14 protein-coding genes are annotated in these 12,377 nt (G+C 55.1%); all 14 read left to right on the top strand.

Features of this window, described 5'->3' with window-relative positions; genetic code table 11:
* Nucleotides 1–29: 29 nt before the first annotated feature.
* Nucleotides 30–659: a DUF2460 domain-containing protein gene (locus tag E4680_RS11825; protein ID WP_135282628.1), complete on the top strand. Its 630-nt coding sequence runs from the start codon at nucleotides 30–32 to the stop codon at nucleotides 657–659.
* Nucleotide 660: 1 nt separating this feature from the next.
* Complete coding sequence (locus tag E4680_RS11820; RefSeq protein WP_135282627.1) at nucleotides 661–2,325, top strand: DUF2163 domain-containing protein; 1,665 nt, start codon at nucleotides 661–663, stop codon at nucleotides 2,323–2,325.
* Nucleotides 2,294–2,746, top strand: coding sequence for an NlpC/P60 family protein (locus tag E4680_RS11815; RefSeq protein ID WP_135282626.1), 453 nt, complete (start codon nucleotides 2,294–2,296; stop codon nucleotides 2,744–2,746). The genes E4680_RS11820 and E4680_RS11815 overlap by 32 nt, the downstream gene beginning before the upstream one ends.
* A gap of 174 nt (nucleotides 2,747–2,920) precedes the next feature.
* Complete coding sequence (locus E4680_RS11810) at nucleotides 2,921–6,283, top strand: phage tail protein (protein WP_167792494.1); 3,363 nt, start codon at nucleotides 2,921–2,923, stop codon at nucleotides 6,281–6,283.
* A 69-nt stretch (nucleotides 6,284–6,352) separates the two neighbouring features.
* A complete protein-coding gene (locus tag E4680_RS11805; protein WP_135282624.1) occupies nucleotides 6,353–8,449 on the top strand; it encodes a phage tail protein in 2,097 nt (698 codons plus the stop codon).
* Nucleotide 8,450: 1 nt separating this feature from the next.
* On the top strand, nucleotides 8,451–8,762 hold the full coding sequence (locus tag E4680_RS11800; protein ID WP_135282623.1) for a hypothetical protein: 312 nt from the start codon (nucleotides 8,451–8,453) through the stop codon (nucleotides 8,760–8,762).
* 7 nt (nucleotides 8,763–8,769) lie between these two features.
* A complete protein-coding gene (locus E4680_RS14655) occupies nucleotides 8,770–9,492 on the top strand; it encodes a LamG domain-containing protein (protein ID WP_135282622.1) in 723 nt (240 codons plus the stop codon).
* 81 nt (nucleotides 9,493–9,573) lie between these two features.
* A complete protein-coding gene (locus tag E4680_RS11790; RefSeq protein WP_135282621.1) occupies nucleotides 9,574–10,428 on the top strand; it encodes an N-acetylmuramoyl-L-alanine amidase in 855 nt (284 codons plus the stop codon).
* The gene (locus tag E4680_RS11785; RefSeq protein WP_135282620.1) at nucleotides 10,428–10,850 is read left to right on the top strand and encodes a hypothetical protein; all 423 of its coding nucleotides are present in this window, start codon (nucleotides 10,428–10,430) and stop codon (nucleotides 10,848–10,850) included. Before E4680_RS11790 ends, E4680_RS11785 begins: the two co-directional genes overlap by 1 nt.
* Nucleotides 10,831–11,034: a hypothetical protein gene (locus E4680_RS11780; protein WP_167792493.1), complete on the top strand. Its 204-nt coding sequence runs from the start codon at nucleotides 10,831–10,833 to the stop codon at nucleotides 11,032–11,034. The genes E4680_RS11785 and E4680_RS11780 overlap by 20 nt, the downstream gene beginning before the upstream one ends.
* Before the next feature lie 62 nt (nucleotides 11,035–11,096).
* Nucleotides 11,097–11,402, top strand: coding sequence for a hypothetical protein (locus tag E4680_RS11775; protein WP_135282618.1), 306 nt, complete (start codon nucleotides 11,097–11,099; stop codon nucleotides 11,400–11,402).
* A gap of 104 nt (nucleotides 11,403–11,506) precedes the next feature.
* The gene (locus E4680_RS11770; RefSeq protein ID WP_135282617.1) at nucleotides 11,507–11,884 is read left to right on the top strand and encodes a hypothetical protein; all 378 of its coding nucleotides are present in this window, start codon (nucleotides 11,507–11,509) and stop codon (nucleotides 11,882–11,884) included.
* Nucleotides 11,878–12,126, top strand: a complete 249-nt coding sequence (locus E4680_RS11765) for a hypothetical protein (protein ID WP_135282616.1) — start codon at nucleotides 11,878–11,880, stop codon at nucleotides 12,124–12,126. The genes E4680_RS11770 and E4680_RS11765 overlap by 7 nt, the downstream gene beginning before the upstream one ends.
* On the top strand, nucleotides 12,126–12,377 hold a 252-nt coding region (locus E4680_RS11760), incomplete at its 3' end, for a DUF7831 domain-containing protein (RefSeq protein WP_479688848.1). The genes E4680_RS11765 and E4680_RS11760, both read left to right, overlap by 1 nt.

Raw genomic sequence — 12,377 nt, 5'->3', positions numbered from 1 at the left:
AATCTAACCTGAAATGGCTCAGAGAAACGATGTCCTTTCATAATGTGCGTCTTCCGACACAGATCAGCTATGGCTCGTTAGGTGGGCCTGGCTTCAAGACGTCTGTCATCACCGCAGGGTCCGGGAAGGAGCAGCGTAACCAGGAGTGGGCACGTTCACGCGCAGAGTACGACCTGAAATACGGCATCCAGACGGAAGAGGAGATGCACGCGGTCATCAAATTCTTCTACGCCAGACGCGCCCGGGCGTACTCTTTCCGGTTCAAGGATTGGGGCGACTACAAGGTTGTCGAGCAGAACATCGGTATCCTCTCTGACGGAGGAGAGGAGGAGTTCCAGCTCTTCAAGCGGTACGAAGACGATGCCAGCACATATGACCGGGTCCTGTCGAAGATTGTCGACGGAACGGTTCTCGGTGTGAAGAAGAACGGCGTCGAACTTGATCCTGAAGACTGGTCGCTCGATTACGACACCGGAATCTTCACGTTCACCGGAAGTGGAACGGGTGGGGACGTTATCTCTATCGATTACTTCGAGTTCGACGTTCCTGTTCGGTTCGACATCGATTCCCTTCCGGTCTCGTGGGACAATTTCAATCAGAATTCGATCTCGTCGATTCCTGTCATCGAGGTCCATCCGGACGAGGAGGTCGTGACCTGATATGAAGACGATTTCATCCGCGATGAGGGAGCACCTTGATGGAACGACAACACAGTTGTGTACCTGTTGGAAGATCAGCCGGACCGACGGTGAAGTGTTCTACCTTACGGACAATTCGACGGATATTGTCTTCGATGGGGACACCTACAACGCGAAGGACACCTATGATCGAACGGCCATCGCGAACGACATCGAACTCACGCCGGACAATGTCGAGATGTTCGCGGTTCTCAATTCCGGGCTGTTCTCCAGGAGCGACCTGGAGAACGGGAAGTTTGATTACGCCGCTGTCGAAGTCTTTGTTGTCAACTACACAGACCCGGACGGGTTCGGGCCGATCAAACTCAAGGCCGGCTGGCTCGGACAGATCAAGCCGCTCTCAAAAGGGACGGGGTTCACAACGGACCTGCTAGGTCTTGCGGACAAGCTCTCTGCCTCGATCGAAACGATTCTTTCTCCCGAATGCAGAGCCGATCTCGGGGATTCCAAGTGCAAGGTAGCCATCCTTATCGACGAGATCGAACGCGAGACAGATTACACAGTAGGCCAGTCTGTGAGGACCCGGACAAGGACTCTCGGGGTCCGAGGGGTCCACGAACTTCTCGTCAACGGGGACCTTTCTCTCAGCATCGGGGATTCATATTCGCTTGGTCAGGGGCCGGAGGGATGGAATTCTGTCGGCGGTCTTCGTGTTGTCCGAATTTCGGAAGGATACAAGGGACTTCCTGATTATGTTCCTGCCTACATGGAATCCACGTTCAATTCCAACCAGACATCGCAAACCAGGGATCTTGCTGTTGAAGGAATAACGACAGACGACCTCGACGGAGGGGAATGCTGGCTTTATTTTTCCTGTTTCTTTTGCCCGAGAGCAGACGGCGCTGAACCGATGGGCGCGCGTGTTGAAATCCTTGATGAAGAGGACGATGTTGTCGCAACCGTCATAGACGAGACCAATATCGCGGCGAACCTGGCTCCAACAGAGTGGGATGGGAGTTACTTCTTCCGCGTAGCGGTTGTCTATAAGGGAATCCCCTCTGGAGCGCGCAAGGTTAGAACAGCGATCATTCAGGGCGACACAGGACCGGCGACGGTGGATGGGGAATGGGCCTTCGCGGAGACCAAGATCATCGGCCTGACAGAAGATCTCAGTTCGGAACTGGATTTCGACGGGAAGTATCTTCTGTGCACACAAGGCGGAACAACCGCGAGTTCTTCGCCGGATTACGACCAGCCGGTCGGAACCGAGATCACGGATGGATCGGCGAAGTTCATGATCATGTCGGCGTGGCGCGTACCGGCAATCGTCCTTCAGGGAACGGATAGGGCGAATTTTCGAGCTATCGTCATCGGCGACACAAGGGGAAGGTCGAACACGACGTGGTACAATAGTGGGATCGTCGAATGGACCGAGGGCGCCAATAAGGGCCGAGCCACGGAAATGAAAGACGTGGACTATGAAGGCGGCGAGAATGATGTCTACGACATCGAGCTTTGGCTTCCTCAGTCGGAAATACCTGTAATCGGGGATTTCCTGATGTTGCAGGCGGGATGCGACCAGCGACGAGAGACCTGCAGAGACAAGTTCAACAATGTCATTAACTTCAGAGGAGAACCTGATCTGCCAGGAGATGATGCAATCGAGTCCTACTACGCCCAGCAGTGATGAAAGAGCGGAAATTGTTCGATATGCCCGTGCGCTTAAGGGTGCTCCTTTTGAGCTGCATGGTCGCCGTTCTGTTGGCATTGACTGTTACGGACTTCCTGTCCGAGTTGCGAAGGCGTGCGGCTTCTATCTTCCGGATTATGTCGACTATGGCCGCAAGGCTACGTTCAAGTATTTCTTTCCGAAGTTTCTGACAAACTTTGTCGTCAGAGGGCGGGACTTCAGGGCTCAGGGCGCTGTCGTCCTCATGAGGCAGAGAAACGAGTCCGCCCATTTTGGCATCATGTCGTTCAAGGACAACCGCTGGTACGTCATCCACGCCAGCAATCTCCCAGGTGTCGGAATGGTTGTCGAAGAACCTCTGTCATCTCCTTTTCCTTATGAATCCAGAATTGCCGAGATCGGCGATTTCTGCCGGTAGACCATGGATTTTCTGAGTCCTCTTGCTATTTCTCAAGGTGCCAACTTAATCCTTGGCGCACTGACGACTATTGAGCAGGAAGGCCCGCGTCTGGCGCTGGATCACCAACTCAAGTCTCAGTATGGTGACGTCCTCCCCCGAACCTATGGTTCCTCAAGATTGCCTGGAAAAGTTTTGGTCCAGTCTGACACACGGGAAGTCAAGACGACAACCAAGCATAAAACCGGATTTCTCGGCCTGGGGCCGACGGTCAAGGAAACGACCTATGCCTATTACACATCCGCAGCCATTGCCTTTGCCCAGGGACAGCAAGACGCCATCCTCAGGATTTGGGCGAACAGAAAACTCATCTATGACGTTACCCGGAACAACAAGGAAGGATATGTCGGCGGGGATACTGGAGCCTCGTTCGACGAGGCAAGCGCACGCCTTGGGTCTCCTATCCGGTATTACCCCGGCTCTGAAGACCAGCTTCCTGATCCCAAGATTGCACAGATCACGGATGAGAAAACAGGGATAGAAGGATCGTGCCCTGCCTACCGGGGCATCGCCTATATCGTTCTCGACGAGTATGAGACGACGCAATTCGGGGGGCGTCTCCCGGATATCGAGGTCGAGGTTTCACGCGGCAAGGAAGAGGTCATCGTCTACGACGCCCTGGATCATGTCGCCGCTGAAGTGAGCAAAACCGCGTTCGCCGACAACAAACCCATAGTCGACCCCCTCCGCCGCCGGTCGTTTGTGGTCGAGTCCGGGGTCCTGTACCGCATCCACTACAGGAGTCAGGAACTGGATGATCGCAGGCCGATCCCACCCCTGAATTTTGTAAGCTCAGACGGAACCGTAAACCAGAGCGTGCACGCCGCGACGAGTTTTGTCCCCCATGCGACAGACGGGGATTTCATCCTTGGGCAGATCAGTACACACTCTATCTCCATCATCAACGCCTCGACGGGTGTCGAGGTAGGACGCATTTCCTCTTCAGGAATTGGGGCCATCGACAACGCGAAATACGTGGAAGTCGATGTCGAAGGGCAAACCAATAAGGGGTTCTGGTTCGTTTCCGGAACAAATTCGTCTCTTGCCCTCATTAAGGGCGATCCTGATGACTGGACCACGACCGAAGATACGATCACGGACACATACCCTGCTGGCTATATCAGCCGTCAGATCGTTGTCGGACCTATGGTCGACAACCGTCGCCTGTGCGTAACCCTGTCGGAAGACGACAATATCACAGAAATGGTGATGCATGAATGGCGCATCGATCTTGATGGCAATCTTGGCGGGTTCAAGGACTTCAATATCGTCGAGGATGTCGAGCCCAATCCGGAATCCCTCGTTTTCTGCGAGAGCGACAACTGTATCGTCTACTGGTACGAGGATCAGGGACAGATCTTCATTCGGCGCGAGACTCCTCCCAGTCTGAATGACCGGACCAGTTCCGACGCCTATATCGAGACGGAGAACTCGATCGAGGTAGGCGAGGAGACCATCCAGCTCTACCCAGTCACGAAAAGAGACAGAGGATGGTCGCGCCGTATTGACAATGCCATCCCCTACGGCATCGACAATTCGGTGATCCAGAGAGGCGAGGTCCAGTGGATCGATGGGGGCGTTCTCTGCATTTGTCGCGTCTATGACGGCAAGCTGACCTATGTCGACCTTGCCGGCATTGACGCCACGCTCGAACCGACAACAGACGCCTATCAGTTCTACGATGACCGACACGGCGCGATCATAACGACGACCGACGAACATGGCTACACAACCATTTTCACAGGCAGGGTAGACCGGACAGCCGCCGACCTTGCGGATGTCGTCGCCGATCTCCTGGATTTCGCCGGGCTGGATGAGTCGCAATACCTGACGACGGAGCTGGAAGGAAACACGGTTTATGGCTTTGTTCAGTCGTCCGAAGCTACCGTAAAGGACCTCCTGGAAACCCTGTCCACTGTCTATAACTTCGTCGGTCGCGAGAGCGACGGTCGACTGGTCTTCAGTATGAAGTCAAGTGATCCGGTCAGGACCATTTCTGAGGACGAATTGATCGACGTCGAGGACGGGGACAAGGGGTATCAGCGCTACATCCTTGTCAGAACCGCAGACAGCGAACTTCCGTCCAGGGTTGAGATCACATATCACGACCTCGATCGAGACTACCAGGAAGGACACCAGCGCGCAAAACGCGCTCAGTTCCCTTACCCCACGCACTTCTCGTCCCGTTCCTCGAACTTCTCGTGGCCCATTGTCCTCATTGCCGATGACGCGAAACAGCAGGCTGAAAAGCTTCTCTACACCGCCTGGATCGAAAAAGAGAGCAAGAAGCTCTCCCTGCTTCCACGGCACATGGACCTCGATCCGGGAGATGTCATCCAGATCGAGATGAACGATGGCCGGGTGTTCCGCGAGAGGATCACGTCCTTTGATCTCGGCAGGGCGTTCCAGTCAGAGCTTGAGACGGTCGCCGTGTATCCGGAGACTTTCTCGTCTGCGGCTGTAGGCTCAACAGGAGCTGGCGTACCGTCGCAAACGATTGGTTCCGCGATAGACAGCTACCTGTTCCTGATGGATATTCCTATCCTCGCCCTGGTGGACGAGCCGGCTGGGACGTCGTTCATTCCTGTTTACATGGCTGTCGGAGCCGAGACGGACGGATGGAAGTTTGCAGAGGTTCAGCGCTCCGGGGACGGACTGACCTACGATCCGTGGCAGGTGGCGAATCAGGACATTCCGTGGGGCGCCCTCACACACACACTCGAAATCCCGGCGAACGGGACTTTCGCAACGGATGACCGAACAACGCTCACGATCAAGTTCGAGACGAGCGATGTTGAACTGGTGTCCATCACACAGGACGAATTCCTGGCCGGGCGGCTGAACATGCTCCTGATTGACGACGAGATCGTCCAGTACCGGGACGCGACACAGATCGACAGCCGGACGTGGGAGGTCAGTCATCTTCGCCGAGGGATGTTCGGAACGGAATGGGCGGTCAAGACGCACGGTGCGAAGCCGAGGGTCATCGCTCTTCAGGACTTTGCGGTCGACATCATGCCGTTCGATTATACCGAGCTTGACGTCCAGTTCTTCTACCGCGCTGTTTCCAAGAACCAGTACCAGGAAGAGGCAGTTTCGACGGACTACACAATCAAGGGCAATGCCATTCGACCATGGGCGCCGGCTGACATCCGAGCGGAAGTGGACGGGTCTGACATCGACCTCAGCTGGAGTCGGCGTGAGCGGCTTGCGACACAGGACTGGCTCACTGGCGACGGATCGTCCTTGCCCAATTCCGAGGAAGACGAGAGCTACAATGTGTATTTCCTGGCGTCAGCACACACAGGAGGAGATGTGCCAGCAACGTACATCCGAAAGGAGACTGTGACTTCTCCTGAGATCACCTACACGGCTGCAATGCAGGCGACGGATGCCTTCACCCTTGGGTCCGATATTCTCCATGTGGCCGTGTGTCAGATTTCGGGACGGATCGGAGACGGGTTCCCAGGAGTCCTGGATGAACTGATCGAAGCCTGAGTCGGCCAAAAATCTTGACAAAAAGTCAGTTTTATAGTATGAAAGGAACTCTCCCACAGGTAAACTAAGATGGCACAAACGCCCTATCTGGCGATTGAACAGATCGCGCCAGCACAGGACTCTCCATATCTGACGGCGAATGATGCGGTTGTCGCACTTGAGGCGGCAATCAACCGTACGCTTGAAGTCGACTTGACCGAGGGTGCTGTCGAACTTTCGCAGGCGCAGTTCACGCGTTACGTCCTGTTCCGGTGTTCCGGTCACACAACGACCACGAATCTCACTGTGCCAGACGAGATCACGACGGACGAAGGGACCCAGACTACGAATCGTCTGTTCCTGATCCGGAACGCCGGGACAGGAAACGTCAATGTCACAGACGGATCTGCGTCACTTGCCGTGGAACCGTCGACGACAGCGATCATCGTTTATGATGGAACATCGTTCTACGTCGCAGCTTCTGGCGCATCGGCCACCAACTTCACCGATCTCGGAGACGTCCCAGCTGCATACACAAGCGCGGCGGGGCGGCAGCTTCGTGTAAACTCTGCGCCGGACGGAATAGAGTTCGTTGCGACCGTCATTCAGGTCGAGACGTCTGATGTCACGAATTCGGAGAACTATACCACGCTTGACTTCGACGATCCGTTCTTCACGGCAACGGCATCCGGAGGAGTGGTCACATTCGGCATCGATCCGACCGCACTGAACATCACCGACCTGGCGGACATGCCGACCGCTCCGGGACCGTCGCAGGACGGGCAGACACTCGCATGGAACAATTCTGCGGGGGAATACGAATTTGTCGATGTCGGCGTCTCTGAAGTTCCTGTTGTTGACTGGAAGGAGAGTGTCAGGGCTGCCACGACCGCTGCCGGGACCCTGGCGTCCGATTTCGAGGACGGTGATACCGTAGACGGCGTGACCCTAGCGACCGGTGACCGGATTCTCGTCCAGGACCAGGCCTCTGCCAGCGAGAACGGTATCTATACCGTGAACGCTTCCGGTGCCCCGACACGGGCAACCGATTTCGATGAAGATGCGGAGGTGACGACCGGCGCGGTGTGTTATGTCGAGGAAGGCACCGCAAACGGCGGCAAGCTTTTCATCCTGACGACGACAGGGTCCATCACAGTCGGATCGTCCAATCTGTCGTTCTCCGAAATCAACGGCAACGGTGGAGCGGAGAACTTCACCGATCTCGACGATGCTCCGGGTAGCTACTCAAGCCATGGTGGAAAACTTCTTGCGGTGACATCCGGGGAAGACGGCATCGAGTTCGTTGACGCGCCGGAGAGCGGCCCGAACACACTGACGGAGAATGAGCAGACCGGGACGACATATACTTTCGTCATAGGCGACGCGAACGACGTTCTTGTCGCCATGAACAACGGTGCAGTCAACACCCTCACAGTCCCGCCAAACTCTTCTGTCGCCTTCGATGTCGGCACGATCCTGAACGTGCATCAAAAAGGGGCAGGACAGACCACGCTTGCGGAAGGGTCGGGAGTCACGATCAGTTACCCATCGGCGGGGAGCCTCGCCCTGCGGGAGCAGAACTCCGTAGTGTCGCTGGTCAAGACCGCGACAGATACGTGGGTTCTTGCCGGGGACCTAGAGCCCGCTTCGTCCGGGGCCTTGGACGCGGAGCAAGTCGCCTATGACAACACGACATCTGGTTTGTCTGCGGATGAGGCACAGGCGGCGATAGACGAGATTGTGGCCGGCCTTGGCTCCGTCGCCGCCCTGGATCACGAGTCCGGAACATGGACGCCCACGTTAATTTGCGCCACTCCCGGAGATTTGGCGGTATCTTATTCCATTCAGTCGGGAGAGTACCGCCGCATTGGGGACCTGGTGACTGTCACCGGACGAATAGTGTGTACTCCGACCTTCTCTACGGCTTCTGGGGCGGTTAGGATTGGGGGAAGCCCTTTTACCGCATCGGGCCAAGTCTCTTACATAGCTCTAAACTATGTGGAGAAGATCTCATTCGTAGACCCTCTTCCCATCCTGCAAAGTTCAGCGGGGAATACTTTTTTCTCGCTCCGGAGTGGAGATCCGATGGGGGTGGGAGTGACTTCCAATACTGCTGTGTCAGCCTTGACATCCGGCGTAGAAATCAATGTGCGTTTCACAATAACTTTCACAGTGACAGGAGTTTAGCGTGTCCAAAATTACAAAAATCGAAGTCCTAGACACAGGCATCGTCCAGGTACAAGTTCTGAAAACTGTTGTCGTAGGAGAAACAGAGTTTGAGGTTGGGGGGCGTTCTCCATATCACAGATTCACAATCAATCCAGGGGAAACTCCCGCGCTGAAGATTTCGCAGATAAACGATTACTTGTCTGCAACCATGTCGGTGTCAGAGATTGATGCTAACTCGGCCAGTCGTTTGGCAGACATTGTGAGCGCTGCTCACACGGAAGAAGCTGTATCCGCTTATCAGGCGCTATTGGCCGCAAACAGCGAGGATTAGTGAGGCTATGCCGATCGGTTTCCTTGCTTCCGCTATCCAACGCCGAGTCAATCCTGTTTACGGACAGGGGGACGAACACTTCTCGTCAGTTGTGTTTTTGTGCCATTGCGACAACATAGACTCAAACCAGACTATTCTCAGTGACGAGAGCAGTCAGGCCAACTCAATAACGCTTTCCCGTGGAGATGCGCAGATTTCGGGTGGTAAGTTTGGGGGGAGACTGAGGCGCGGGGTTTTGACTGCTTCGGGAACCAAATCCGATGATGGAGATTTTTCCTTCGGGTCGGGGGAGTTTACCATCGAATACTGGATCAGGAGAAGAGGGGAATCTGTAGGGACTTCGAATTTTATTCAAAAGTATGTCACCTCCGGGGGCCAGAGATCCTGGAGATTTGAATCCAGCACTCTAGGAGTTCCACCCGACCGGATGGGCTTTCGTTGGTCCCACAACGGATCAACAAATCAGAACATGATCCCGAACGCACCTCTCCCCCTGGATACGTGGGCACATCTCGCCGTCACAGGCGACGGGAGCACTTTGCGCATGTTCTATGATGGCGTTGTCGTTGCGAGTAGTACGACTAATTATGGCTTTTACGCCAGTTCTGCTCCCTTCTCGATCCAGGTGGAGAATGACAGTTTTGACGTTGATGAGATACGAATCACCAAAGGTGTAGCAAGGTACACAGCCGAGTTTACGCCGCCGGAATCTCCCTTCCCGAATTCATGACAAAGGATTATCCTATGGCTCGGATAATTCTGTCCACAACTGGAGCCATTAAACCGGAATCTGCCAAGCTCAAGAAAGGATATGCCCGACTTTGATATCAAGTTCCACCGGCTTATCGGTGACAATGTAACCCGAGAAGAGACCCCGAACGGCTCTGGACCCTGCAATCCACGATTCATCGTCATGCACTATACGGCGACGAAGACCGCAGATGAGGCTGTACGGACGTTCAAGAGCCGGAAGAGCAAGGCCAGTTCTCATCTGATTATCGATCTGGACGGGTCGGTGATCTCGATGCAGGCCTTCAACCGTGTTACTTGGCACGCCGGCCCAAGCGCGTACAAGGGATTCACCAGCCTCAATCACCATTCCATTGGAATAGAGATCGTCAATACAGGCTTCCTGCGCCGAACCAACGACCAGGGTATGTACCGGACATGGTCTGGGCAATACCTGGAAGAAAGAGATTTCGTCGATGGAATCGAGATGGTTCAATATCCCAAAGCAGGATCGGGAGACCTGTTCTGGCCCAGATACACACATGAGCAGCTCGCTACGCTCGACGAGATCGTGCCACTACTCCTGTCGAGGTATCCGATCCTTGATATTGTCGGGCACGAAGATATCGATACACGGGGCTGGAAAGTCGACCCAGGCCCGGTTTTCCCCATGGCGCGGTACAAGGCGTTCCTGGATGATCGCAGTTCGGATGTCTCGGACCCCCTTATCCCGGCCAAGGAACGCGGCATTGTGACAGCTTCAAGCCTGAATGTCAGGTCCGGTCCGTCCATCCATTCCGAGAAGATCAGCGAGGCTCCCAAGAAGACGCCCGTGATCATCATCGGATCGAACCGAGACTGGTACGAAGTCATTTTCAACAAGGACGATAGCCCAGTTCGGGGATGGGTACATTCCGACTTTGTGAGGCGTGTCTGATGTGGGCGTTTATCGTCAAGTGGGGGATGCGTGCCTTTTCCGTCGTGAAGGACAACCGGACGATCCAGGTTGGCCTGATGATCGGACTTATCCTGTTCATGGACTGGCAGAACGATCTCCGGGACCGGAAGATCGACAGCCTCAGGAAGGAGGTTGCCGCCCTTGAAACGGAGATCAAGCTCAACCGAAAAGCGGTCGAAGCCAAGGAGTTCACCCACACCATTACCGAAAGGGTGATCGAGCGTGAGCGCATCGTTCACGAACAAGTCGAGGACATCATAGATGACATCGAGAACGCCCCGGAGACGGAGAACGACACTCTTCCTGAGCTGTCTCGTTCTACCAATCGCCGCATTAACTGCCTGCTCTACCCCGAAACCTGTGACGCAGACCAGGGTGATATTGCCGGAGATTCCGGATAGGCTCCTGACCTGCCCTGAAGTTCCGCTCGCCCCTGTAGGGGAAGACACGGACGCGAAGGATGATTCCATCTGGAAGGTCGCCCTTGTGGAAGCTTACAAGACCTGCAGGGAGCGCAACGAAGCCATAGGAGACATCCTCAGGGGATTCGAAAAGACCTTCGAGGATGAACTGGACCAGGGCTGACCCGCTGGACTTGCCTTTCGCCCTGGACTACGAGAGTGGGACCATAGAAGAAAGGAACGTCCATGCCATCAGATGCGAACAGGACAGTCGAGATCACGCCCTCTATTCGGGCAACTTTGCTCGAACTCGTCGGCCCTATCGAACACAAGCCGCTCGCCATGTACGAGCGTGTCGACTTACTCAAGGTCGGAGAAGTCCAATACTTCACCGAGACCAAACAGGCTGTGGCGACATCCGTTGCCCGAAAACAGAAGGATGGCGGGATCTCTCCTGAAAAAGCCTTCGATATGACTACAATAGACGTCCCGGTGAAAACGAATGACGAGATGACGGTCGAGACCGTGACGCGGGTCAAGCGCACCGCGTAAGTCAGGTCAACCTAACATTTTTCGAAAAATATGACGGGTCAGCCTTGCGCTGGCCCGTTTTTTATGCTTGGTTCTCCGCACGCAGTGTGAAAGGAGGACCGAAAATGACAGATCAAACATTCGTTGATGAACTGAAAAGTGCTGTTGAGGGCGCCTCAAGGCAAGCCAAACCTGTCTCAACAATGACGCTTGAGGAGGCTCAACGCGTCGTTGATGCCATTCCGACCCACCCAGTCGCTATTCTCACGGACAGGATTCATTTCGCCAAGACTACCCTTCTGGAGGAAGGCTGTCGGTTCATGACTGAACGATCCATGATCGGGGAGTATGCGGACGGGACCCCGTTTCGGGTGTTCGGGGCGATGGACTACGAACGAAGCCTTATCCATCTCGAAGGCTTCAGGTTCTCATCCGTCCGCCAGATTCCTATGCGGTTCGTCCATCCCTCGAACATCCGTGCAGCGGAGGCGAGGGTATGGTGATGTTTCCTCTTCTCGCAATCGTCCAACCGGATCGCGTGATCCGCTACCGGGTCCGCGAGGACGCATTCCCGAATGGGGACACGGCTTGGGTCGTTGAATTCAAGACCGGCCTGTTCGGGAAATGGGTCACGCTCTACCCGTATCGGGACAGCGTCTGTGCGACTCAGCACGTTGCCGACCTCAAGGCCTCGCTCGGTGACAAAGCTGTCGTCCTGCCTCTGAAAGAGCGGAGGAAGAACTGATGAAAGCGGGGGATTTGATCAAACACCTCTCTGACCTTCCGGGCGACACGGAAGTCCTGCTCGGAAATCGGGACATGTCCGGCTCTCGCGATCAGTTTCTCGACATCCTTGTCGAGCACAACAAGGCTGTGATCGACAAGGATGTCGAGAAACTGATCGCAAGAATCCCGCAGTACATGGGAATCGTCTTCCCCGCTGACGGCGTCGGAACTGGCCTCTCGCGCCTCGATGTAGAAGCCCCCGAGACATAC

Origin of the sequence: Candidatus Macondimonas diazotrophica, from assembly GCF_004684205.1 — a bacterium.
Lineage (GTDB): Bacteria > Pseudomonadota > Gammaproteobacteria > UBA5335 > UBA5335 > Macondimonas > Macondimonas diazotrophica.
This window is presented reverse-complemented; position numbering and strand designations above follow the sequence as displayed.